This window comes from Streptomyces sp. A5-4, assembly GCF_051131715.1.
Classification (GTDB): Bacteria; Actinomycetota; Actinomycetes; order Streptomycetales; family Streptomycetaceae; genus Streptomyces.
In genome coordinates this window covers 1,707,597-1,730,322 of the sequence record NZ_CP178591.1, presented here as the reverse complement: position 1 = coordinate 1,730,322, position 22,726 = coordinate 1,707,597, and the positions used below count along the sequence as shown (strand labels likewise).

At 70.7% G+C, this 22,726-nt stretch carries 23 protein-coding genes; 22 read left to right on the top strand and 1 reads right to left on the bottom strand.

Annotation, left to right across the window (positions count from 1 at the left end; translation table 11 throughout):
* Window positions 1-74: 74 nt before the first annotated feature.
* The 8 genes from hisD to hisF are packed head-to-tail and all read left to right on the top strand — an operon-like array spanning window position 75 to window position 5,809.
* Window positions 75-1,409, top strand: coding sequence for a histidinol dehydrogenase (hisD, locus tag ACLLJJ_RS07985; RefSeq protein WP_434588573.1), 1,335 nt, complete (start codon window positions 75-77; stop codon window positions 1,407-1,409).
* Window positions 1,406-2,530 (top strand): histidinol-phosphate transaminase, encoded by a 1,125-nt coding sequence (locus ACLLJJ_RS07980; protein WP_434588572.1) that lies wholly within the window; start codon window positions 1,406-1,408, stop codon window positions 2,528-2,530. Before hisD ends, ACLLJJ_RS07980 begins: the two co-directional genes overlap by 4 nt.
* The gene (gene hisB / locus ACLLJJ_RS07975) at window positions 2,527-3,129 is read left to right on the top strand and encodes an imidazoleglycerol-phosphate dehydratase HisB (RefSeq protein WP_434588571.1); all 603 of its coding nucleotides are present in this window, start codon (window positions 2,527-2,529) and stop codon (window positions 3,127-3,129) included. Before ACLLJJ_RS07980 ends, hisB begins: the two co-directional genes overlap by 4 nt.
* Complete coding sequence (locus ACLLJJ_RS07970) at window positions 3,126-3,293, top strand: hypothetical protein (RefSeq protein ID WP_283516172.1); 168 nt, start codon at window positions 3,126-3,128, stop codon at window positions 3,291-3,293. The genes hisB and ACLLJJ_RS07970 overlap by 4 nt, the downstream gene beginning before the upstream one ends.
* A complete protein-coding gene (gene hisH, locus ACLLJJ_RS07965; protein ID WP_434600337.1) occupies window positions 3,284-3,931 on the top strand; it encodes an imidazole glycerol phosphate synthase subunit HisH in 648 nt (215 codons plus the stop codon). The genes ACLLJJ_RS07970 and hisH overlap by 10 nt, the downstream gene beginning before the upstream one ends.
* Window positions 3,931-4,662 carry a bifunctional 1-(5-phosphoribosyl)-5-((5-phosphoribosylamino)methylideneamino)imidazole-4-carboxamide isomerase/phosphoribosylanthranilate isomerase PriA gene (gene priA, locus ACLLJJ_RS07960; RefSeq protein ID WP_434588570.1) on the top strand — a complete coding sequence of 244 codons (732 nt, stop codon included), beginning with the start codon at window positions 3,931-3,933 and terminating at the stop codon, window positions 4,660-4,662. Before hisH ends, priA begins: the two co-directional genes overlap by 1 nt.
* Window positions 4,659-5,057, top strand: a complete 399-nt coding sequence (locus ACLLJJ_RS07955) for a RidA family protein (RefSeq protein ID WP_434588569.1) — start codon at window positions 4,659-4,661, stop codon at window positions 5,055-5,057. Before priA ends, ACLLJJ_RS07955 begins: the two co-directional genes overlap by 4 nt.
* On the top strand, window positions 5,054-5,809 hold the full coding sequence (gene hisF / locus ACLLJJ_RS07950; RefSeq protein ID WP_434588568.1) for an imidazole glycerol phosphate synthase subunit HisF: 756 nt from the start codon (window positions 5,054-5,056) through the stop codon (window positions 5,807-5,809). The genes ACLLJJ_RS07955 and hisF overlap by 4 nt, the downstream gene beginning before the upstream one ends.
* A 33-nt stretch (window positions 5,810-5,842) precedes the next feature.
* Here hisF and ACLLJJ_RS07945 read toward each other — a convergent pair whose 3' ends face one another.
* Window positions 5,843-6,478, bottom strand: a complete 636-nt coding sequence (locus tag ACLLJJ_RS07945) for a TIGR03085 family metal-binding protein (RefSeq protein WP_434588567.1) — start codon at window positions 6,476-6,478, stop codon at window positions 5,843-5,845.
* Between the two features lie 135 nt (window positions 6,479-6,613).
* On the opposite strand from ACLLJJ_RS07945, the gene hisI reads away from it, so the two are divergent.
* The 14 genes from hisI (at window position 6,614) to ACLLJJ_RS07875 (ending at window position 22,725) form a co-directional block, all read left to right on the top strand.
* Entirely contained in the window at window positions 6,614-7,003 is a 390-nt protein-coding gene (gene hisI, locus ACLLJJ_RS07940) for a phosphoribosyl-AMP cyclohydrolase (protein WP_434588566.1), read from the top strand.
* Window positions 7,004-7,014: 11 nt separating this feature from the next.
* Window positions 7,015-8,499 (top strand): anthranilate synthase component I, encoded by a 1,485-nt coding sequence (locus ACLLJJ_RS07935; RefSeq protein WP_434588565.1) that lies wholly within the window; start codon window positions 7,015-7,017, stop codon window positions 8,497-8,499.
* A gap of 26 nt (window positions 8,500-8,525) precedes the next feature.
* Window positions 8,526-9,185, top strand: a complete 660-nt coding sequence (locus ACLLJJ_RS07930) for a TIGR02234 family membrane protein (protein ID WP_434588564.1) — start codon at window positions 8,526-8,528, stop codon at window positions 9,183-9,185.
* 97 nt (window positions 9,186-9,282) lie between these two features.
* Window positions 9,283-9,531, top strand: coding sequence for an HGxxPAAW family protein (locus tag ACLLJJ_RS07925; protein ID WP_434588563.1), 249 nt, complete (start codon window positions 9,283-9,285; stop codon window positions 9,529-9,531).
* Between the two features lie 122 nt (window positions 9,532-9,653).
* Window positions 9,654-10,109 carry a DUF2752 domain-containing protein gene (locus ACLLJJ_RS07920; RefSeq protein WP_434588562.1) on the top strand — a complete coding sequence of 152 codons (456 nt, stop codon included), beginning with the start codon at window positions 9,654-9,656 and terminating at the stop codon, window positions 10,107-10,109.
* A 115-nt stretch (window positions 10,110-10,224) separates the two neighbouring features.
* Window positions 10,225-11,034, top strand: coding sequence for an indole-3-glycerol phosphate synthase TrpC (trpC, locus tag ACLLJJ_RS07915; protein WP_434588561.1), 810 nt, complete (start codon window positions 10,225-10,227; stop codon window positions 11,032-11,034).
* Window positions 11,035-11,043: 9 nt separating this feature from the next.
* On the top strand, window positions 11,044-11,262 hold the full coding sequence (gene trpM, locus ACLLJJ_RS07910) for a tryptophan biosynthesis modulator TrpM (RefSeq protein ID WP_434588560.1): 219 nt from the start codon (window positions 11,044-11,046) through the stop codon (window positions 11,260-11,262).
* A 116-nt stretch (window positions 11,263-11,378) separates the two neighbouring features.
* On the top strand, window positions 11,379-12,671 hold the full coding sequence (gene trpB / locus ACLLJJ_RS07905; protein ID WP_434588559.1) for a tryptophan synthase subunit beta: 1,293 nt from the start codon (window positions 11,379-11,381) through the stop codon (window positions 12,669-12,671).
* Window positions 12,668-13,483 carry a tryptophan synthase subunit alpha gene (trpA, locus tag ACLLJJ_RS07900; RefSeq protein WP_434588558.1) on the top strand — a complete coding sequence of 272 codons (816 nt, stop codon included), beginning with the start codon at window positions 12,668-12,670 and terminating at the stop codon, window positions 13,481-13,483. Before trpB ends, trpA begins: the two co-directional genes overlap by 4 nt.
* A gap of 72 nt (window positions 13,484-13,555) precedes the next feature.
* The gene (locus ACLLJJ_RS07895; RefSeq protein ID WP_434600336.1) at window positions 13,556-14,386 is read left to right on the top strand and encodes a DsbA family protein; all 831 of its coding nucleotides are present in this window, start codon (window positions 13,556-13,558) and stop codon (window positions 14,384-14,386) included.
* A gap of 69 nt (window positions 14,387-14,455) precedes the next feature.
* Window positions 14,456-15,406, top strand: coding sequence for a prolipoprotein diacylglyceryl transferase (gene lgt, locus ACLLJJ_RS07890; RefSeq protein ID WP_434588557.1), 951 nt, complete (start codon window positions 14,456-14,458; stop codon window positions 15,404-15,406).
* Window positions 15,407-15,621: 215 nt separating this feature from the next.
* Complete coding sequence (locus tag ACLLJJ_RS07885) at window positions 15,622-16,353, top strand: VIT1/CCC1 transporter family protein (RefSeq protein WP_434588556.1); 732 nt, start codon at window positions 15,622-15,624, stop codon at window positions 16,351-16,353.
* Between the two features lie 299 nt (window positions 16,354-16,652).
* Entirely contained in the window at window positions 16,653-21,272 is a 4,620-nt protein-coding gene (gltB, locus tag ACLLJJ_RS07880) for a glutamate synthase large subunit (protein ID WP_434588555.1), read from the top strand.
* Window positions 21,265-22,725, top strand: a complete 1,461-nt coding sequence (locus tag ACLLJJ_RS07875) for a glutamate synthase subunit beta (RefSeq protein ID WP_434588554.1) — start codon at window positions 21,265-21,267, stop codon at window positions 22,723-22,725. The genes gltB and ACLLJJ_RS07875 overlap by 8 nt, the downstream gene beginning before the upstream one ends.
* The last annotated feature ends 1 nt before the right edge of the window (window position 22,726 follow it).

Here is a 22,726-nt window from a genome sequence, read left to right as displayed (position 1 = left end):
ACGAGTTCTGGGGCGTGTATCAGCCAGTGATACAGGCGTCCGGTGGCGGGAGGCCATCTGAGAGAATTGGCTACGTGATCTCTCGAATCGATCTGCGCGGTGACGCCCTCCCCGAGGGCGCCGACCTGCGCGGCCTGCTGCCCCGTGCCGAGTTCGACGTGGAAGCCGCCCTGGAGAAGGTGCGGCCGATCTGCGAGGACGTCCACCATCGGGGCACAGCGGCGCTGATCGACTACGCGGCGAAGTTCGACGGTGTGAAGCTGGAGCGGGTGCGGGTTCCCGCGCGGGCGCTCCGTGACGCGCTCGAAAGGCTCGACCCCGTCGTGCGGGCGGCCCTGGAGGAATCGATCAGGCGGGCCCGACTGGTCCACCGCGAGCAGCGCCGCGCCACGCACACCACCCAGGTCGTCCCCGGCGGCACGGTCACCGAGAAGTGGGTGCCCGTCGACCGGGTCGGCCTCTACGCGCCCGGCGGCCTCTCCGTCTACCCCTCCTCCGTGATCATGAACGTGGTGCCCGCGCAGGAGGCGGGCGTCCCGTCCATCGCGCTGGCCTCCCCGCCGCAGGCCGCCTTCGACGGGCTGCCGCACCCCACGATCCTGGCGGCCTGCGCGCTGCTCGGCATCGACGAGGTGTACGCGGCGGGCGGCGCCCAGGCCGTGGCGATGTTCGCGTACGGGACCGCGGGCCCCGACGGCTGCGCCCCCGCCAACATGGTCACCGGCCCCGGCAACATCTGGGTCGCCGCGGCCAAGCGCTACTTCACCGGGCGCATCGGCATCGACACCGAGGCGGGCCCGACCGAGATCGCGGTCCTCGCGGACGACACCGCGGACCCGGTGCACATCGCCGCCGACCTGATCAGCCAGGCCGAGCACGACCCGCTAGCCGCCGCCGTCCTGGTCACCGACTCCGTCGCGCTGGCCGACGCCGTCGAGAAGGAGCTGGCTCCGCAGGTGGCCGCCAGCAAGCACCGTGCCGACCGGATCGAACCGGCGCTCGCGGGCAGGCAGTCCGCGATCGTGCTGGTCGACGGCCTCGACGAGGGTCTGCGCGTCGTCGACGCCTACGGCGCGGAGCACCTGGAGATCCAGACCGCCGACGCCGCCGCCGTCGCCGACCGGGTGCGCAACGCCGGCGCGATCTTCGTCGGCCCTTGGGCGCCGGTCTCCCTCGGCGACTACTGCGCGGGCTCCAACCACGTCCTGCCGACCGGTGGCTGCGCCTGTCACTCCTCGGGCCTTTCCGTCCAGTCCTTCCTGCGCGGCATCCACATCGTGGACTACACCCGCGACGCCCTCGCGGACGTCGCGCACCACGTGGTGACCCTGGCGGAGGCCGAGGACCTGCCCGCGCACGGCGCCGCCGTGAAGGCGCGCTTCGACGGATGGAAGGTGCCGCAGCGATGACCCGTAGCCCCCGCGTCAACGGCATCGACGACCTGCCCGTCCGGGACGAGCTGCGCGGCATGTCCCCGTACGGGGCGCCCCAGCTCGACGTACCGGTGCGGCTGAACACCAACGAGAATCCGTACCCGCTGCCCGAGGCGCTCGTCGAGCGGATCGCCGAGCGCGTCCGCGAGGCCGCCCGCGCTCTCAACCGCTACCCGGACCGGGACGTGGTCGAGCTGCGCACCGAACTGGCCCGCTACCTCACCCGCACCGCCGGGCACGAGGTCGCCGCGGCCAACGTCTGGGCGGCCAACGGCTCCAACGAGGTCATCCAGCAGCTGCTGCAGACCTTCGGCGGACCCGGCAGGACCGCCATCGGCTTCGAGCCCTCGTACTCGATGCACGCCCTCATCTCCCGGGGCACCGGCACCGGCTGGATCTCCGGGCCGCGCCGGGAGGACTTCACCATCGACGTGGTGGCGGCCCGCCGGACCATCGCCGAGCAGCGGCCCGACGTCGTCTTCATCACCTCGCCCAACAACCCCACGGGCACCGCCGTCAAGGCCGACACCGTCCTCGCGCTGTACGACGCGGCGCAGGCCGTCAAGCCGACGATGGTGGTGGTCGACGAGGCGTACGGCGAGTTCAGCCACCACCCCTCCCTGCTGCCGCTGATCGAGGGCCGCCCGACCCTGGTCCTCTCCCGCACCATGTCGAAGGCCTTCGGCGCCGCCGGCCTGCGCCTGGGCTATCTGGCCGCCGACCCCGCGGTGGTCGACGCCGTACAGCTGGTGCGCCTGCCGTACCACCTGTCGTCCGTCACCCAGGCCACCGCGCTCGCCGCCCTCGAACACACCGATACCCTGCTCGGGTACGTCGAGCAGCTCAAGACCGAGCGGGACCGCCTGGTCACCGAGTTGCGGGCAATGGGCTGCGAGGTCACCGACTCGGACGCGAACTTCGTGCAGTTCGGCCGCTTCGACGACTCCCACGCCGCATGGCAGCGGATCCTCGACCAGGGCGTCCTGGTCCGTGACAACGGCGTACCGGGCCGGCTGCGGGTCACCGCCGGCACCCCGGCCGAGAACGACGCGTTCCTCGATGCGGTTCGCGAAATGATGAAGGAGCAGAGCGCATGAGCCGGGTAGGACGTGTGGGACGCGTGGAGCGCACCACCAAGGAGACTTCGGTCGTCGTCGAGCTCAACCTCGACGGCACCGGCAAGGTCGATGTGTCGACAGGCGTCGGCTTCTACGACCACATGCTCGACCAGCTCGGCCGCCACGGCCTGTTCGACCTCACCGTGAAGACCGACGGCGATCTGCACATCGACTCGCACCACACCATCGAGGACACCGCGCTCGCGATCGGCGCCGCCTTCAAGCAGGCGCTCGGCGACAAGGTCGGCATCTACCGCTTCGGCAACTGCACGGTGCCGCTCGACGAGTCGCTCGCCCAGGTCACCGTGGACCTCTCGGGCCGCCCGTACCTGGTGCACACCGAGCCGGAGAACATGGCGCCGATGATCGGCGCGTACGACACGACGATGACCCGGCACATCCTGGAGTCCTTCGTCGCGCAGGCCCAGATCGCGCTGCACGTGCACGTCCCGTACGGGCGCAACGCGCACCACATCGTGGAGTGCCAGTTCAAGGCACTCGCCCGCGCCCTGCGCTACGCGTGCGAGCACGACCCGCGCGCCGCCGGCATCCTCCCCTCGACCAAGGGCGCCCTGTGACCGGCCTGAACACCATCCTGATCGTCGTCGGACTCTTCCTCCTCGGCGGCGTGTACTCCTTCTGGAAGCAGCAGCTGCCCAAGGGCGTCATCGTGCTCCTCGGCCTCGGCGCCGTGATGTGCCTGGCCGCCGGCATCATGCGGATCCAAGGACTCTGGGGATGAGCGCAGCGAAAAAGGTCGTCGTCTTCGACTACGGCTTCGGCAACGTCCGCTCCGCCGAGCGCGCCCTCGACCACGTCGGCGCGGACGTCGAGATCACCCGCGACTTCGACCGGGCCATGAACGCCGACGGCCTGCTGGTCCCCGGCGTCGGCGCCTTCTCGGCGTGCATGCAGGGCCTCAAGGACGCGCGCGGCGACTGGATCGTCGGCCGCAGACTGGCCGGCGGGCGCCCCGTCATGGGCATCTGCGTCGGCATGCAGATCCTCTTCGAGCGCGGCATCGAGCACGGCGTGGAGACCGCGGGCCTCGACGAGTGGCCCGGCACGGTCGGCCCGCTCCAGGCACCGATCGTCCCCCACATGGGGTGGAACACCGTCGAGGCCGCCAAGGACAGCGAGCTCTTCGCCGGCCTCGACGCCGAAACGCGCTTCTACTTCGTGCACTCCTACGCCGTGCACGACTGGAGCCTGGAAGTCACCAACGCCAAGATCCGTGTCCCCAGGGTCACCTGGGCCACGCACGGCGAGCCCTTCGTGGCGGCCGTCGAGAACGGGGCGCTGATGGCGACCCAGTTCCACCCCGAGAAGTCCGGCGACGCCGGCGCCCAGCTGCTGACCAACTGGATCGGAACCCTCTGATGTCCACCGCGAAGCTCGAACTCCTCCCCGCCGTCGACGTCCGCGACGGCCAGGCCGTGCGCCTCGTCCACGGCGAATCCGGCTCCGAGACGTCGTACGGCGACCCGCTCCAGGCCGCACTCGCCTGGCAGCGCTCCGGCGCCGAGTGGCTGCACCTCGTCGACCTCGACGCGGCGTTCGGCACCGGTGACAACCGGGCGCAGATCGCCGAGGTGGCCCGCTCCATGGACATCAAGGTCGAGCTGTCCGGCGGCATCCGCGACGACGCCTCACTCGCCGCGGCCCTCGCCACCGGCTGTCGCCGCGTCAACCTCGGCACGGCCGCGCTGGAGACCCCGGAGTGGGTCGCCAAGGTCATCGCCGAGCACGGCGACAAGATCGCGGTCGGCCTGGACGTACGCGGCACGACGCTGCGCGGCCGGGGCTGGACCCGCGACGGCGGCGACCTCTTCGAAACACTCGCCCGCCTCGACGCCGAGGGCTGCGCGCGCTACGTCGTCACCGACATCGCCAAGGACGGCACGCTCCAGGGCCCCAACCTGGACCTCCTGAAGAACGTCTGCGCCGCCACCGACAAGCCCGTCGTCGCCTCCGGCGGCGTCTCCTCGCTCGACGACCTGCGGGCCATCGCCTCGCTGGTGCCGGACGGCGTGGAGGGTGCGATCGTGGGAAAGGCGCTGTACGCGAAGGCGTTCACCCTCGAAGAAGCGCTGGAGGCTGTGTCCTCATGACCGAAGTACGCCGTGTGTCGTCCGGTGCCCCGGGAGAGGAGACCTTCGGCTCCTCGCGCGCGGTGGCGCTGCCCAACGGTCTCGTCCTGGTGTCCGGCTGCACGTCGACCGCCGACGGCCGGATCGCCGAAGGCACGCCCTACGAGCAGACGGTCATCGCGTTCGGCGTGGCCGTCGCCGCCCTCGAAGAGCTCGGCCTCGGCCGGGAGCACGTGGTGCGCACCCGGATGTACCTCACCCACGCCCGGGACGTGGACGATGTCGGCCGCGCCCACAAGGAGCTGTTCGACGACGTCCGCCCGGCCGCCTCAATGATCATTGTTTCCGGCTTCGTGGACCCCAGCCAGGTCGTCGAGGTCGAGGTCGAAGCCTTCCGAGGAGCACCCGAGTCATGACCCTCGCGGTCCGAGTCATCCCCTGCCTGGACGTCGACAACGGCCGGGTCGTCAAGGGCGTCAACTTCCAGAATCTCCGCGACGCCGGCGACCCGGTGGAGATGGCCAAGCTGTACGACGCCGAGGGCGCCGACGAGCTGACCTTCCTCGACATCACCGCGTCCTCGGGCAACCGCGAGACCACGTACGACGTGGTGCGCCGCACCGCCGAGCAGGTCTTCATCCCGCTGACCGTCGGCGGCGGTGTCCGCACCACCGAGGACGTCGACAAGCTGCTGCGGGCCGGCGCCGACAAGGTCGGCGTCAACACCGCCGCCATCGCCCGCCCCGAGCTGATCCGCGAGATCGCCGAGCGGTTCGGGCGCCAGGTGCTCGTCCTGTCGGTGGACGCGCGCCGCACCGCGGCCGGTACCTTCGAGGTCACCACGCACGGTGGCCGCGAGTCCGCCGGCATCGACGCCGTCGAATGGGCGCACCGGGCCGCCGAGCTCGGCGCCGGTGAGATCCTGCTCAACTCGATGGACGCCGACGGCACCAAGGACGGCTACGACACCGAGATGATCGCGGCGGTGCGCGCGCACGTCACCGTGCCGGTGATCGCGAGCGGCGGCGCCGGCAAGCTCGACCACTTCGCACCGGCCGTCGCGGCGGGCGCGGACGCGGTGCTTGCCGCCTCCGTCTTCCACTTCGGCGACCTGCGGATCTCCGAGGTCAAGAACACCTTGCGGGAGGCGGGCCACCCGGTCAGGTAGCGCGACCGCGCCGCCCGCCTCCACGGGGGAGAGCTACGAGATACCGAGCCTGGTCTCGTGCAGGCGGGCCACCGCTTCCTTGTCGCCCGCCACCTCCACCTGCGCCGCGTCCTGCCGGCCGTAGGCGAAGAGCACCAGCTCACCGGGCTCGCCGGTGACCGTCACCACCGGCGTCCCCCGGTGCGCCACCGCCGTCTGGCCGTCCGGGCGGCGCAGCACCAGGCCCACCGGGGCCTTGCGGCCCAGCACCCGCGCCATCTTCTCGATCCGCCCCCACAGGGCGTTCGCGAAGACCACGTCGAGCTCGCGGGGCGTCCAGTCGGGCTGTGCCCGCCTGACGTCCTCGGCGTGGACGTAGAACTCGATGGTGTTGGCCGCTTCGTCCAGCTGCTTGAGGGAGTACGGCGACATCCGCGGCGGACCCGTACGGATGAGCTGGATCAGCTCCTCGTACGGCTTCGCGGTGAACTCGGCCTGCACCCGCTCCAGGCGGTTCTTCAGGGCCCCCAACAGTATTCCTCCCGCGGCATCGGGGCGGCGCTCACGCACCACGACATGAGCGGCTAGCTCGCGGGTCTTCCAGCCGTCGCACAGAGTGAGGGCGTCGGGTCCCGCCGCCTCCAACAGGTCGGCGAGCAGAAGTCGTTCACGCTTGGCATGGGTCGACATGACGGCCAGCGTACGGCGCGTCACCGTTCACGGCCACGGCGCCGCGCGTCAAATGTCCCCGCGGTGCCCGCTCCGGGCGTCCAGAGACCGGACAGCGGGTCCACCGGTCTCCGCCCGCGCGGCACAATGGGGACCATGACCAGCGCGCCCCGCCCCAGCAGTCTCGACCCCGCCCTCGCCGCCCGCCTCAAGCGCAGCGCCGACGGCCTGGTCCCGGCCATCGCCCAGCAGTACGACACCGGCGAGGTGCTGATGCTCGGCTGGATGGACGACGAGGCCCTGCACCGCACCCTCACGACGGGGCGCTGCACCTACTGGAGCCGCAGCCGCCAGGAGTACTGGGTCAAGGGCGACACCTCGGGACACTTCCAGCACGTCAAGTCCGTCGCCCTGGACTGCGACGCCGACACCCTCCTCGTCCGGGTCGACCAGATCGGCGCCGCCTGCCACACCGGTGCGCGCACCTGTTTCGACGCGGATGTGCTGCCTCTGGGAGAGTCTTCCGGACACTCTTCCGGCCAGTAGGGTCTGCGCTCATGGATCTGGAGACCTTCCGCAAGCTTGCCGTCGACCGTCGTGTCATCCCCGTCAGCCGCAGACTGCTCGCGGACGGCGACACCCCTGTCGGGCTCTACCGCAAGCTCGCCGCGGAGCGCCCCGGTACGTTCCTGCTGGAGTCCGCCGAGAACGGCCGCTCCTGGTCCCGCTACTCCTTCGTCGGCGTACGCAGCGCCGCGACCCTCACCGCGCGTGACGGCCGGGCGCACTGGCTCGGCACCCCGCCCGTCGGCGTACCGCTGGAGGGCGACCCGCTGGACGCGCTGCGCGCCACCGTCGAGACCCTGCACACCCCGCACGACCTGGGGGACGAGCTGCCGCCGTTCACCGGCGGCATGGTCGGCTACCTCGGATACGACGTCGTACGCCGCCTGGAGAGGATCGGCGAGCACACGCGTGACGATCTGCGCCTCCCCGAGCTGACGATGCTGCTCACCTCGGACCTCGCAGTCCTGGACCACCGCTCGGGCACCGTCCTGCTGATCGCCAACGCGATCAACCACAACGACCTCGACACGGGCGTCGACGAGGCCTACGCCGACGCCGTCGCCCGCCTCGACGCGATGCAGGCCGACCTGGCACAGGCGATCCCCTCCGAGCCCACCGCGCTGCCGCCGTCCGAGCTCCCGCCGTACACCGAGCAGTGGGGCGGCGAGGCCTACCAGGCCGTCGTCGAGGACATCAAGGAGCGGATCCGCGCGGGCGAGGCCTTCCAGGTCGTTCCCTCCCAGCGCTTCGAGACGCCGTGCACCGCGAGCGCGCTGGACGTCTACCGGGTGCTGCGCGCCACCAACCCGTCGCCGTACATGTACCTCTTCCGCTTCGACGGCTTCGACGTCGTCGGCTCCAGCCCCGAGGCGCTCGTCAAGGTCGAGAACGGCCGCGCCATGCTGCACCCGATCGCCGGGACCAGGCCGCGCGGCGCCACACCGCAGGAGGACCAGGACCTCGCCGACGAACTGCTCGCCGACCCCAAGGAGCGGGCGGAGCACCTGATGCTCGTCGACCTGGGCCGCAACGACCTCGGCCGGGTCTGCGAGCCCGGCAGCGTGGAGGTCGTCGACTTCATGTCGGTCGAGCGCTACAGCCACGTCATGCACATCGTCTCGACCGTGACCGGACGGATCGCACCGGGCCACAGCGCGTTCGACGTACTGACCGCGTGCTTCCCGGCCGGAACCCTCTCCGGCGCACCCAAGCCCCGCGCCATGCAGATCATCGAGGAGGTCGAGCCCTCCCGCCGCGGCCTGTACGGCGGCTGCGTCGGCTATCTCGACTTCGCGGGCGACTCCGACACCGCCATCGCCATCCGGACCGCGCTGCTCCGCGAAGGCACGGCGTACGTGCAGGCTGGAGCGGGTGTGGTGGCCGACTCCGATCCGGTCGCCGAGGACACCGAGTGCCGCAACAAGGCCGCCGCGGTGCTGCGCGCGGTGCACACGGCGAACCGCCTCGGGGGCTGAACTGGGCGTAGGGGATAGTGGAGTGCGTGAGTGCCGCATCCCCCGCCCCAGTGCCCCATCCGCTTCCGCGCGGCGAGACCGGACCGGCCGTGTCGACCGGCCGCCGCAGCCTCGCCGTCGCCCTCCTGTCCGGCGCCGTCGGCGCCGTCGTCGTGCTGCTCGCATCGGGCCGGCCTTGGGCCGAGGGCACGGCCTCCGTGGGCGGCGGCTCCCTGCCGCTGGTCGCCGACGGGCAGGACATCACCGGCGCCCCCGCCGCACTGGCCATCGTCGGCCTGGCCGCGCTCGTCGCGGTGTTCGCCGTGCGCCGCGCCGGCCGGCTGCTGGTCTCCGCGCTGCTCGCGCTGAGCGGCGCGGGCGCGGCGGTCACCGCGTACCTGGGCGCGTCCGACAGCGCTGCGCTCGACGAGAAGGCCGCCACGGCCACCGGCGACGCCACCGCCGCTGCCGCAGCCCTGACCCACACCGCGTGGCCCTACGTGACGGCGGTCGGCGGCCTGCTGATCCTGCTCGCCGGGCTGCTCGCCCTGTTCCACGGCCGGAAGTGGCCCGCCATGTCCGGGCGTTATGAGCGCGACGGCAGCCCCAGGCCCCGCAAGGCCCCGCGGGCGGCCCCGGACCCGGAGCGGCCCGAAGAGCTGTGGAAGGCCCTCGACCGCGGCGAGGACCCGACGCGCGACGCGTGACCCCGGGCTCCACCCACGGGCCCGGGTACGGGACAATGGGCCGCGAGCACCCACTCACCACGACTCACCACAGAGCAACAGCAACGAGGAGCAACTCATGGCGGGCAGCAGCCACGGACACACCCCGGCCGCCTGGACCGGTGTCAGCATCGCCTTCATCGGTTTCTGCATTTCGGGCGCCTTCATGGTGCTGGCCAACCCGCTCGGCGTCTGGGTCGGTCTGGCCCTGATACTGCTGGGTCTCGTTGTCGGTCTGGCCATGAGCGCCGCGGGCCTCGGCATGCCGAAGGAGTCCGACGCGGTGCGCCAGGCCAGGATCGACGCAGGGCAGATGCAGACCCGCTGACGGGTCGGTCGCCCACCGGTCGCCCGGTCGAGAGGGACCGGGATCCGGCCTTCGCAGGTTTCGAAGCAAGGCGCAGCCCCGGTCGGGCTGCGCCTTCCTTCACGAGCAGGGACAATCGCCCCGTGGATGCCAAGCCTTCGCCCGCCCCCGCCCCCTCGCCGCCGCCCGCGCCGGCCCCCGCGCCGCTCGCCCGGCGGCTGCTGACCCCGCTCGTCGCCCTCGCGGGTGTCGCCGCGGCCTTCGCCTACGTCGGCACGGTCGACCCCAACGAGCCGGGCCACTACCCGGCCTGCCCACTGCTCCAGCTCACCGGCATCTACTGTCCCGGCTGCGGCGGTCTGCGCAGCGCGCACGGTGTCGCCACCGGTGACCTGGCCGGGGCGTTCGGCGCCAACGCCATGGCCGTCGTCGGCTACGCGATCTGCGCCGCGCTGTGGGCCGTATGGGTGGTTCGTTCCGCCCGCGGACTGCCGATGCGGGTCCAGGTGAAACCGGTCTTCTGGTGGTCCCTGGGCGCAGTGGCCGCGATCTTCAGCATCGTCCGGAATCTGCCGTTCGGCTCGGCGCTCGCTCCGTGAAGTCCCAGGTGGTGGGACTGGCGCCCACCGGATGCGAGACCTGGGCCCTCCTGCGGATATCATCGGTATGGCTGATCCTGGTCCACCATCACTGTCCCGAAAGGGGGCCGCTCGCGTGAGTGTGCTCGACGAGATCATCGAAGGCGTCCTCGCCGACCTCGCAGAGCGGCAGACACGCGTCAGCCTCGACGAGCTCAAGGATCGCGCGGCCAAGGCCCCGCAGGCGAAGGACGGTGTCGCCGCCCTGCGCGGCGACGGCGTCAAGGTCATCTGTGAGGTCAAGCGCTCCAGCCCGTCGAAGGGCGCGCTCGCCGCGATCGCCGACCCGGCAGGTCTCGCCGCCGACTACGAGGCGGGCGGCGCGGCCGTCATCTCCGTGCTGACCGAGCAGCGCCGCTTCGGCGGCTCGCTGGCCGACCTGGAAGCCGTACGCGCCAGGGTCGACGTGCCTCTGCTGCGCAAGGACTTCATGGTCACGGCATACCAGCTGTGGGAGGCGCGGGCGTACGGCGCCGACCTGGCGCTGCTGATCGTCGCGGCCCTGGAGCAGGAGGCCCTGGTCTCCCTCATCGAGCGGGCCGAGTCCATCGGGCTCACCCCGCTGGTCGAGGTCCACGACGAGGACGAGGTCGAGCGCGCGGTCGAGGCCGGCGCGAAGATCATCGGGATCAACGCACGCGACCTCAAAACGCTCAAGGTCGACCGCGGTGTCTTCGAGCGCGTCGCCCCCGAGATCCCGGCGCACATCGTCACCATCGCCGAGTCCGGCGTGCGCGGCCCGCACGACCTGATCGCGTACGCCAACGCGGGCGCCGACGCGGTGCTCGTGGGCGAGTCCCTGGTCACCGGCCGCGACCCGAAGGCGGCCGTCGCCGACCTGGTCGCCGCGGGCGCCCACCCGGCGCTGCGCCACGGGCGGAGCTGACCCCACCCCATGACCGCTCTCCGTCGCCCCGTCACCCGCACCCGGCCGGGCCTGCGCCCGTCCGTGGCGCAGGCGCGCGACCCGCACGCGCCGCTGGCGCGCGGGTGCCGTCCGCGTGGGTGCAGGGCGCCGGCGCGGCGGGTCCTGGGACGCCGGGTGCGCTACCACATCGGTGCGGAGCCCGGCCAGATCAACGGCATGCGATGGCGGGCCGAAGGCGCGTCGTAGCGAGTCCGGCATGCCGGTACGTGTGATCACGTACCCGTTCCATCCCTCGCACGGCGCAGAGGCGAAGCCCACCTGTTGATTCATGGGGCGCGAGCCCCTTCTGAGGAGTGCGTCGGATGTCTTCTGACTTCTTCATTCCGGACCCCGAGGGTCACATCCCCAACGCCGAGGGCTATTTCGGCGCGTACGGCGGCAAATTCATCCCCGAGGCGCTGGTCGCCGCGGTCGACGAGGTCGCCGTCGAATACGACAAGGCCAAGTCGGACCCGGCCTTCGTGGCCGAGCTGAACGAGCTCATGGTCAACTACACCGGCCGTCCCAGCGCGCTCACCGAGGTGCCGCGGTTCGCCGAACACGCGGGCGGGGCGCGGGTCTTCCTCAAGCGCGAGGACCTCAACCACACCGGCTCGCACAAGATCAACAATGTGCTGGGCCAGGCGCTCCTCACCAAGCGCATGGGCAAGACCCGGGTCATCGCGGAGACCGGCGCGGGCCAGCACGGCGTCGCCACCGCCACCGCCTGCGCGCTCTTCGGCCTCGAATGCACCGTCTACATGGGTGAGATCGACACCGAGCGCCAGGCGCTCAACGTCGCCCGGATGCGGATGCTCGGTGCCGAGGTCGTCGCCGTGAAGTCCGGCAGCCGCACCTTGAAGGACGCCATCAACGAGGCCTTCCGCGACTGGGTCGCCAATGTGGACCGGACGCACTACCTCTTCGGCACCGTCGCGGGGCCGCACCCCTTCCCCGCGATGGTCCGCGACTTCCACCGCGTCATCGGTGTGGAGGCCCGCCGCCAGATCCTGGAGCGCGCCGGACGGCTGCCCGACGCGGCGGTCGCCTGCGTCGGCGGCGGCTCCAACGCCATCGGCCTCTTCCACGCCTTCATCCCGGACGCGGACGTACGCCTCGTCGGCTGCGAGCCCGCCGGGCACGGCATCGAGACGGGGGAGCACGCGGCGACCCTGTCCGCGGGCGAGCCGGGCATCCTGCACGGCTCACGGTCGTACGTCCTGCAGGACGAGGAGGGCCAGATCACCGAGCCCTACTCGATCTCGGCGGGCCTCGACTACCCGGGCATCGGCCCCGAGCACGCCTACCTCAAGGACAGCGGGCGGGGCGAGTACCGGGCCGTGACGGACGACGCGGCGATGCAGTCGCTGCTCCTGCTGTCCCGCACCGAGGGCATCATCCCGGCCATCGAGAGCGCCCACGCGCTCGCCGGTGCGCTGGAGCTCGGCAAGGAACTGGGCAAGGACGGGCTGATCCTGGTCAACCTGTCCGGGCGCGGCGACAAGGACATGGACACGGCCGCCCGCTACTTCGGTCTGTACGCCACCGACGCCGCGGTCGAGGCCGACGCCTCCGCCGGCAACGGCGCCGCCGAGATCCAGAAGGACGCCAAGTGAGCGGCAACATCAAGCTGTTGAGCGACACGCTCGCGAAGACCAGGTCCGCGGACCGGGCCGCGCTCATCGCCTACCTCCCGGCCGGGTTTCCGACCGTGGACGGCGGCATCGAGGCCGTGAAGGCGGTCCTGGCGGGCGGCGCGGACGTCGTCGAGATCGGGCTGCCGCACAGCGACCCGGTGCTCGACGGCCCGGTCATCCAGACCGCCGACGACATCGCGCTGCGCGGCGGCGTGAAGATCGCCGATGTGCTGCGCACGGTGCGCGAGGCGTACGAGGCGACCGGCGCGCCGGTGCTCGTCATGACGTACTGGAATCCGATCGACCGATACGGCATCGAACGCTTCACCACCGAGCTGGCCGCGGCCGGCGGCGCGGGCTGCATCCTGCCCGACCTGCCGGTGCAGGAGTCCGCGGAGTGGCGCGAGCACGCCGACGCGCTGGGGCTGGCCACGGTCTTCGTGGTCGCGCCGAGCAGTCAGGACGAGCGCCTCGGCACGATCACGGCGGCGGGTTCCGGTTTTGTCTACGCGGCCTCGCTGATGGGCGTGACCGGCACCCGGGTCTCGGTGGGCGAGCAGGCCCAGGACCTGGTGCGCAGGACCAGGGCCACCACCGAACTGCCGGTCTGCGTCGGGCTCGGGGTCTCCAACGCCGTACAGGCCAAGGAGGTCGCCGGGTTCGCCGACGGGGTGATCGTCGGCTCGGCCTTCGTCAAGCTGATGCTGGACGCGCCGGACGAGGCGGCGGGCCTCGCCGCGGTGCGGGCGCTCGCCGCCGAACTGGCCGAAGGCGTCCGCAGGAACAACTGATCGGCTTCGCTCGTATGGGTGGACCTGGACCGGGGAGGCACGCGTGTGCCTCCCCGGTTCGTTGTCGCGGGTGTGAGCGACAAGAACCTTGAGGGAAAACGAACCGCCCGTGAGCGGCTCATCCAGGAACGTGAAGCGCAGAAGGTCCGCGACCGGCGCAGGCGGACGCTGATCGTGTCCGCCGCCGTGGTGGGTGTGCTGGGGCTGGCCGCGGTGGTGGGCATGCTCGCGGTGAACTCCGACTCGGGCGGGGGGAAGAGCGACACCGCGGGCCCGCTCCTCGCGCCCAAGGGCACCGATGCCAAGAGCGACCCGATGGTCCCGGTGGGGGCGACGGACGCCCCGTCCACGCTCACCGTCTGGGAGGACTTCCGCTGCCCGGCCTGCGCCCAGTTCGAGAACGGCTTCCGGGCCACCATCCAGGAGCTGGAGAAAGCGGGTCAGCTCAAGGCCGAGTACCACCTCGCCACGCTCATCGACAGGAACATGAGCGGCGCGGGCTCGCTGCGCGCGGCCAACGCGGCCGGGTGCGCGCAGGACGCCGGGAAGTTCGCCCCGTTCCACGACGTGCTCTTCCAGAACCAGCCACCGGAGACCGACGACGCCTTCGCCGAGAACAGCCGTCTGATCGAGCTGGCGGGCAAGGTCGACGACCTGGTCACGGACCCGTTCAAGCAGTGTGTGAACGACGGGGCGCACGACAGCTGGGTGCGCAAGTCCAATGAGGCGTTCCAGAAGGGCAACTTCAACGGGACGCCGACCGTGCTGCTCAACGGCGAGGCGATCTTCCCGAAGAAGGGCGGCGAGGGGATCTCCCCGGCGAACCTGAAGAAGTGGGTCACCGAGGCGAACAGGGGCAAGAAGGCGGGGACGGCGACCGCCACCCCGCCGGCCTCCGGCTGAGCCCGTTATCCATACGTTGCCGGGTGGGTTGCCGTACGTCCCACCCGGCAAGGTAGCGTCGACCCTGCCATGGAACTTGCCTATATCCCCAGCCCGTCGACCGGTGTGATCGAGCTCGGACCGATCCCGCTCCGCGGCTACGCGTTCTGCATCATCATTGGCGTTTTCGTCGCTGTCTGGTACGGCAACAAGCGCTGGGTCGCCCGGGGCGGCAAGAGCGGCACGGTTGCCGACATCGCCGTCTGGGCCGTGCCCTTCGGCCTCGTCGGCGGACGGCTCTACCACGTCATCACCGACTACCAGCTGTACTTCAGCGAGGGCCGGAACTGGGTCGACGCCTTCAAGATCTGGGAAGGCGGCCTCGGTATCTGGGGCGCCGTCGCGCTCGGCGCGGTCGGTGCCTGGATCGGCTGCCGCCGCCACGGCATCCCCCTGCCGGCCTGGGCCGACGCCCTCGCACCCGGTCTCGCCTTCGCCCAGGCCATCGGCCGCTGGGGCAACTGGTTCAACCAGGAGCTGTACGGACGAGAGACCGACGTGCCGTGGGCGCTCAAGATCAGCGAGGGCGCGAACCGCGCGGCGGGCACGTACCACCCGACCTTCCTCTACGAGTCGCTGTGGTGCATCGGCGCCGCACTCCTCGTGATCTGGGCCGACCGCCGCTTCAAGCTCGGCCACGGCCGGGTCTTCGCCCTGTACGTCGCGGTGTACTGCGTGGGCCGCAGCTGGATCGAGTACATGCGTGTCGACGAGGCCCACCATGTGCTGGGGCTGCGCCTCAACGTGTGGACCTCGATCGTGGTGTTCGTGCTCGCGGTGATCTACATCGTCATCTCGGCGAGGTTGCGGCCGGGACGCGAGGAGATCGTCGAGCCCGATCGGTCCGAGCCCGCGAAGTCCGGGTCGGCCAAGGACGGCGACGACAGCGACGACGAGACCGGGCCCGAGCACGACGACGTCGACGCGGATGGCCCCAGGGCCGACGCCGAGGACGAAACCGGTACGGCCAAGAAACTCTGACCGCACGCACCACCCCACACCCTTCCCGGGGCCGCCGGACCGCTCATGGTCCGGCGGCCCCGTCGTATGTCGCCCGGTCGGTACGGGCCGCTCAACCGCAGGTAAGTTCGGCCTTCCTTGCTGGCGGGAGCCCTGATTCGTGCGTACTTTCGAGGAAGTTGAGGAAGCGGGCCCGCAAGAGGGGCCGCTTCCGGTGAGAAGGGGAACCGCACGACATGGCGATCATCGAGACCGGGGCGACGCTGCACGTGGCGCACCGTGACAACCACACCCACCGTGATGTGAACGGCGGTTGGCTGCGCCCCGCCGTCTTCGGCGCGATGGACGGCCTGGTCTCCAACCTGGCTCTGATGACCGGCGTCGCGGGCGGCTCGGTCACCCATCAGACCATCGTCATCACCGGACTCGCGGGCCTCGCCGCCGGCGCCTTCTCCATGGCCGCCGGTGAATACACCTCGGTGGCCTCGCAGCGTGAGCTCGTACAGGCGGAATTGGAGGTGGAGCGCGTCGAGTTGCGCAAGCACCCCGATGACGAGCTGGCGGAGCTGGCCGCGCTCTACGCGTCGCGCGGGGTGGAACCGGAGCTGGCGCGCGCCGTCGCCGAGCAGTTGTCGAGGGACCCGGAGATGGCGCTGGAGATCCACGCCCGCGAGGAGCTGGGCATAGACCCGGGCGATCTGCCTTCGCCGCTCGTCGCCGCGGTGTCGTCGTTCGGCGCGTTCGCGCTGGGTGCGCTGCTGCCCGTGCTGCCCTATCTGCTCGGTGCCTCGTCCATGTGGCCCGCCCTGCTGCTCGCCCTCGTGGGCCTCTTCGCCTGCGGGGCGCTGGTGGCCAAGGTGACCGCACGGTCCTGGTGGTTCAGCGGACTGCGCCAGCTCGCTCTCGGTGGCTCAGCGGCGGGTGTGACGTACGCCCTGGGCGCTCTGTTCGGAACAGCCGTAGGATGAGAAGCTGCGACGCTATGCGGCGCGTCGAATAAGTAGTCGGTTACTCGCTGGTTTCATTCCCTTAACAGGCGGGAATGAGCCGGGAGCGCTGCAGGCAAGGACGCCGGCTCAGCGACGACCGGGCAGACATGATCTGCCCGCCTCTGCACCACTTTCACCGCCATACGCGGTGTCCGCATGCTGGAACGCGTTATCCGCTTCCCGAGAAGCGCCCCATCATGTAACCTGCACGAAATTTCGCGGAGGGCCAACGTCGTCCCTCGGTACTTGCATATGCCACGACGACGACGGGAGAGCCGATGCGTTCCGCGTCCACGCACTCCGCGACCGACAGCACCCTCACCAGTGCCTGGTCGCCCATGGACGGTCGCCCTGCCCAGCAGGGCATGTACGACCCGCGCAACGAGCACGACGCCTGCGGCGTCGGCTTCGTGGCCACCCTCACCGGCGAGGCGAGCCACGCGCTCGTCGAGCAGGCTCTGACCGTACTGCGGAACCTTGAGCACCGCGGTGCTACCGGCTCCGAGCCCGACTCGGGCGACGGTGCGGGAATCCTCCTGCAGGTCCCGCACGCCTTCCTCTCCGAGGTCACCGCCTTCGACCTGCCCGAGGCCGGCGCGTACGCGGTGGGAATCGCCTTCCTGCCCGCGGACGGCTCCACCACCGCCGTCTCGCGCATTGAGACGATCGCCGCCGAAGAGGGCCTCGAAGTCCTCGGCTGGCGCGATGTCCCGGTCACCCCCGACCTGCTCGGCAACGGCGCCCGCGCCACCATGCCGGCCTTCCGCCAGATCTTCGTGGCCGACGGTGCGAGCACGGGCCTGGTCCTGGACCGCAAGGCCTTCGTGCTGCGCAAGCGCGCCGAGCGCGAGGCCGGCGTCTACTTCCCCTCGCTGTCGGCGCGGACCATTGTCTACAAGGGCATGCTCACCACCGGGCAGCTGGAGCCGTTCTTCCCGGACCTGTCCGACCGGCGCTGCGCCACCGCCGTCGCCCTGGTCCACTCGCGCTTCTCCACGAACACCTTCCCGAGCTGGCCGCTGGCCCACCCGTACCGCTTCGTCGCGCACAACGGCGAGATCAACACGGTCAAGGGCAACCGCAACTGGATGAAGGCCCGCGAGTCACAGCTCGCGTCCGACATGTTCGGCTCTGCCGACAATGGGCACAGTGGTGCGGAGAAGCTCGACCGGATCTTCCCCGTCTGCACCCCGGACGCCTCCGACTCGGCCTCCTTCGACGAGGTCCTGGAGCTGCTGCACCTCGGCGGCCGCTCGCTGCCGCACGCCGTGCTGATGATGGTCCCCGAGGCGTGGGAGAACCACGCCTCCATGGACCCGGCCCGCCGCGCCTTCTACCAGTACCACTCCACACTGATGGAGCCCTGGGACGGCCCGGCCTGTGTCACCTTCACCGACGGCACCCAGGTCGGCGCGGTCCTCGACCGCAACGGTCTGCGCCCCGGCCGCTACTGGGTGACCGACGACGGCCTGGTCGTGCTCTCCTCCGAGGTCGGCGTGCTCGACATCGACCCGGCCAAGGTGGTCCGCAAGGGCCGTCTCCAGCCCGGCAAGATGTTCCTCGTCGACACCGCCGAGCACCGCATCGTCGAGGACGACGAGATCAAGGCGACCCTGGCCGCCGAGAAGCCGTACCAGGAGTGGCTGGAAGCCGGCGAGATCGAGCTGGAGGACCTCCCCGAGCGCGAGCACATCGTGCACACGCACGCCTCCGTCACCCGCCGCCAGCAGACCTTCGGCTACACCGAGGAAGAGCTGCGCATCATCCTGGCGCCGATGGCCCGCACCGGTGGCGAGCCGCTGGGCTCCATGGGCACGGACTCGCCGATCGCGGCCCTGTCCGAGCGCCCGCGGCTGCTCTTCGACTACTTCACCCAGCTCTTCGCGCAGGTCACCAACCCGCCGCTGGACGCCATCCGCGAGGAGCTCGTCACCTCGCTGCTCTCCTCGCTCGGCCCGGCGGGCAACCTGCTCGACCCGACCGCCGCGTCCTGTCGTAGCGTCACCCTGCCCTTCCCGGTGATCGACAACGACGAGTTGGCGAAGCTGATACACGTCAACGCCGACGGCGACATGCCCGGCATGACGGCCGCCACCCTCTCCGGTCTCTACCGCGTCGGCGGAGGCGGCGACGCGCTCGCCGCCCGTATCGAGGAGATCTGCGCCGAGGCCGACGCGGCCATCGAGGCCGGCGCCCGCCTCATCGTGCTCTCCGACCGGCACTCCGACGCCGAGCACGCGCCGATCCCCTCGCTGCTGCTCACCTCCGCCGTGCACCACCACCTCATCGGCACCAAGCAACGCACCCAGGTGGGCCTCCTGGTCGAGGCGGGCGACGTGCGCGAGGTGCACCATGTCGCGCTGCTCATCGGTTTCGGCGCGGCCGCGGTCAACCCGTACCTGGCGATGGAATCCGTCGAGGACCTGGTCCGCGCCGGTACGTTCATCGAGGGCGAGGAGCCCGAACAGGCCATCCGCAACCTGATCTACGCCCTCGGCAAGGGCGTCCTGAAGGTCATGTCGAAGATGGGCATCTCGACCGTCGCCTCCTACCGCGGCGCGCAGGTCTTCGAGGCCGTCGGCCTCGACACGGCCTTCGTCGAGAAGTACTTCCACGGCACCGCGACGAAGATCGGCGGCGCCGGTCTGGACGTCGTCGCGAAGGAGGTCGCAGCCCGGCACGCCAAGGCGTACCCGGCCTCCGGCATCTCCGCGTCGCACCGCGCGCTGGACATCGGCGGCGAGTACCAGTGGCGCCGCGAGGGCGAGCCGCACCTGTTCGACCCGGAGACCGTCTTCCGCCTCCAGCACGCCACGCGCTCGCGCAGCTACGACATCTTCAAGCAGTACACGGGCCGGGTGAACGAGCAGTCCGAGCGCCTGATGACGCTCCGCGGGCTCTTCGGCTTCAAGAGCGGCCGGGAGTCGATCCCGATCGACGAGGTCGAGTCGGCGGCCGACATCGTCAAGCGCTTCTCCACCGGCGCCATGTCGTACGGCTCCATCTCGCAGGAGGCGCACGAGACGCTCGCCATCGCCATGAACCAGCTGGGCGGCAAGTCCAACACCGGTGAGGGCGGTGAGGACGCCGACCGGCTCTACGACCCGGCGCGCCGCTCCTCCATCAAGCAGGTCGCCTCCGGCCGCTTCGGTGTGACCAGCGAGTACCTGGTCAACGCGGACGACATCCAGATCAAGATGGCGCAGGGCGCGAAGCCCGGCGAAGGCGGCCAGCTGCCCGGCCACAAGGTCTACCCGTGGGTCGCCAAGACCCGGCACAGCACGCCCGGTGTCGGTCTGATCTCCCCGCCGCCGCACCACGACATCTACTCGATCGAGGACCTGGCCCAGCTGATCCACGACCTCAAGAACGCCAACCCGCAGGCCCGCATCCACGTGAAGCTGGTCTCCGAGGTCGGCGTCGGCACGGTCGCCGCGGGTGTCTCCAAGGCACACGCGGACGTGGTCCTCATCTCCGGCCACGACGGCGGCACGGGCGCCTCCCCGCTCACCTCGCTCAAGCACGCGGGCGGCCCCTGGGAGCTCGGTCTCGCCGAGACCCAGCAGACCCTGCTGCTCAACGGCCTGCGCGACCGCATCGTCGTGCAGACCGACGGCCAGCTCAAGACCGGCCGTGACGTCGTCATCGCCGCGCTCCTCGGCGCCGAGGAGTTCGGTTTCGCGACCGCGCCCCTCGTCGTCTCCGGCTGCGTCATGATGCGCGTCTGCCACCTCGACACCTGCCCCGTCGGCATCGCCACGCAGAACCCGGTGCTGCGCGAGCGCTACGCGGGCAAGGCCGAGCACATCGTCAACTTCTTCCAGTTCATCGCCGAAGAAGTCCGCGAGCTGCTGGCCGAGCTCGGTTTCCGTACCCTCGAAGAGGCCGTCGGCCACGCCGAACTCCTCGACACCGACCGGGCGATGAGCCACTGGAAGGCGCAGGGCCTCGACCTCTCGCCGCTCTTCTACGTCCCCGAGCTGCCGGACGGCGCGGTGCGCCACCAGACCACGATCCAGGATCACGGTCTGACCAAGGCACTCGACAACGAGCTGATCAAGCTCGCCGCCGACGCGCTGTCGGCGGACAGCGCCGAGTCGGCCGGACCGGTCCGCGCGCAGGTCGCGATCCGCAACATCAACCGGACCGTCGGCACCATGCTCGGCCATGAGGTGACCAAGAAGTTCGGTGGTGCGGGCCTGCCCGACGACACCATCGACATCACCTTCACCGGCTCCGCGGGCCAGTCCTTCGGTGCCTTCGTCCCGCGCGGTGTCACCCTGCGTCTCGAAGGCGATGCCAACGACTACGTGGGCAAGGGTCTTTCGGGCGGCCGGGTCATCGTCCGGCCGGACCGCGGCGCCGACCACCTCGCCGAGTACTCGACGATCGCGGGCAACACCATCGGCTACGGCGCCACCGGCGGCGAGCTGTTCTTGCGCGGTCGCACCGGCGAGCGCTTCTGCGTCCGCAACTCCGGTGCGACGGTCGTCTCGGAGGGCGTGGGCGACCACGGCTGCGAGTACATGACCGGCGGCCACGCGGTGGTCCTGGGCGAGACCGGTCGTAACTTCGCCGCCGGCATGTCCGGCGGCATCGCGTACGTCATCGACCTCGACCCGGACAACGTCAACGCCGGCAACGCCGGCGCGGTCGAGGCCCTCGACGACACCGACAAGCAGTGGCTGCACGATGTGGTGCGCCGCCACCAGGAGGAGACCGCTTCGACGGTCGCCGAGAAGCTGCTTGCCGAGTGGGACATCGCGGTGACCCGTTTCAGCAAGATCATCCCGTCCACTTACAAGGCAGTGCTCGCCGCCAAGGACGCCGCTGAGCTCGCCGGTCTCTCCGTGGAGCAGACCACCGAGAAGATGATGGAGGCAGCGACCAATGGCTGACCCCAAGGGCTTCCTGACCACCGGGCGCGAGGTCGCACAGACCCGCCCGCCCGGTGAGCGTGTCAAGGACTGGAACGAGGTCTACGTTCCCGGTTCGTTGCTGCCGATCATCAGCAAGCAGGCCGGGCGCTGCATGGACTGCGGCATCCCGTTCTGCCACAGCGGCTGTCCGCTCGGCAACCTCATCCCCGAGTGGAACGACTACGCCTACCGCGGGGACTGGACGGCCGCCTCCGAGCGGCTGCACGCGACCAACAACTTCCCGGAGTTCACCGGTCGCCTCTGCCCGGCCCCCTGCGAGTCCGCGTGCGTGCTGGGCATCAACCAGCCCGCCGTCACCATCAAGAACGTCGAAGTCACCATCATCGACAAGGCGTGGGACAGCGGCGACGTCACCCCGCAGCCGCCCGAGCGGCTCAGCGGCAAGACCGTCGCGGTCATCGGCTCGGGCCCGGCGGGCCTCGCCGCCGCGCAGCAGCTGACGAGGGCGGGCCACACGGTCGCCGTGTACGAGCGCGCCGACCGCATCGGTGGACTGCTGCGCTACGGCATCCCCGAGTTCAAGATGGAGAAGTCGCACATCAACCGCCGCATCGAGCAGATGCGCGCGGAGGGCACCAAGTTCCGTACGGAGGTGGAGATCGGCCGCGACGTCGACGCCGCGAAGCTGCGCAGGCGTTACGACGCGGTGGTCATCGCCGCCGGTGCGACGGTCTCCCGCGACCTGCCCGTGCCGGGGCGCGAGCTGTCCGGCATCCACTTCGCGATGGAGTACTTGCCGCTTGCCAACAAGGTGAAGGAGGGCGACCTGACGGTCTCCCCGATCACTGCCGAGGGAAAGCACGTCGTGGTCATCGGTGGCGGCGACACCGGCGCGGACTGCGTCGGCACCGCCCACCGCCAGGGCGCGGCGTCCGTCACGCAGCTGGAGATCATGCCCAGGCCGGGCGAGGACAGGGCCCCCAACCAGCCCTGGCCGACCTTCCCGATGCTCTACAAGGTCACCTCCGCGCACGAGGAGGGCGGCGAGCGGGTCTATTCCGTCTCCACCACCCACTTCGAGGGCGACGAGGACGGCAACGTCCAGTCCCTGCACCTCATCGAGGTGGAGTTCAAGGACGGCAAGCTGGAGCAGAAGTCCGGCACCGAGCGTGTCATCCCCGCGCAGCTGGTCACCCTCGCGATGGGCTTCACCGGCACCGACCAGGCGAACGGGCTGGTCCAGCAGTTCGGTCTGGAGCTCGACGCCCGCGGCAACGTCGCACGCGACGACGAGTACGCGACCAACGTCGGCGGCGTCTTCGTCGCCGGTGACGCGGGCCGCGGCCAGTCACTGATCGTCTGGGCGATCGCCGAGGGCCGCTCGGCGGCGCGCGGCGTGGACCGCTTCCTGACGGGGGCGAGCGACCTGCACGCCCCGATCAAGCCGACGGACCGTTCACTGACGGTCTGAC

Coding starts and splice junctions, on each gene's coding strand:
- ACLLJJ_RS07955 (WP_434588569.1), top strand. CDS start 4,659: ATGACCGAAGTACGCCGTGTGTCGTCCGGTGCCCCGGGAGAGGAGACC.
- priA (WP_434588570.1), top strand. CDS start 3,931: ATGTCCACCGCGAAGCTCGAACTCCTCCCCGCCGTCGACGTCCGCGAC.
- ACLLJJ_RS07925 (WP_434588563.1), top strand. CDS start 9,283: ATGGCGGGCAGCAGCCACGGACACACCCCGGCCGCCTGGACCGGTGTC.
- ACLLJJ_RS07875 (WP_434588554.1), top strand. CDS start 21,265: ATGGCTGACCCCAAGGGCTTCCTGACCACCGGGCGCGAGGTCGCACAG.
- gltB (WP_434588555.1), top strand. CDS start 16,653: ATGCGTTCCGCGTCCACGCACTCCGCGACCGACAGCACCCTCACCAGT.
- ACLLJJ_RS07945 (WP_434588567.1), bottom strand. CDS start 6,478: ATGTCGACCCATGCCAAGCGTGAACGACTTCTGCTCGCCGACCTGTTG.
- hisB (WP_434588571.1), top strand. CDS start 2,527: ATGAGCCGGGTAGGACGTGTGGGACGCGTGGAGCGCACCACCAAGGAG.
- trpM (WP_434588560.1), top strand. CDS start 11,044: ATGACCGCTCTCCGTCGCCCCGTCACCCGCACCCGGCCGGGCCTGCGC.
- ACLLJJ_RS07980 (WP_434588572.1), top strand. CDS start 1,406: ATGACCCGTAGCCCCCGCGTCAACGGCATCGACGACCTGCCCGTCCGG.
- trpB (WP_434588559.1), top strand. CDS start 11,379: ATGTCTTCTGACTTCTTCATTCCGGACCCCGAGGGTCACATCCCCAAC.
- lgt (WP_434588557.1), top strand. CDS start 14,456: ATGGAACTTGCCTATATCCCCAGCCCGTCGACCGGTGTGATCGAGCTC.
- hisI (WP_434588566.1), top strand. CDS start 6,614: ATGACCAGCGCGCCCCGCCCCAGCAGTCTCGACCCCGCCCTCGCCGCC.
- ACLLJJ_RS07885 (WP_434588556.1), top strand. CDS start 15,622: ATGGCGATCATCGAGACCGGGGCGACGCTGCACGTGGCGCACCGTGAC.
- ACLLJJ_RS07935 (WP_434588565.1), top strand. CDS start 7,015: ATGGATCTGGAGACCTTCCGCAAGCTTGCCGTCGACCGTCGTGTCATC.
- hisF (WP_434588568.1), top strand. CDS start 5,054: ATGACCCTCGCGGTCCGAGTCATCCCCTGCCTGGACGTCGACAACGGC.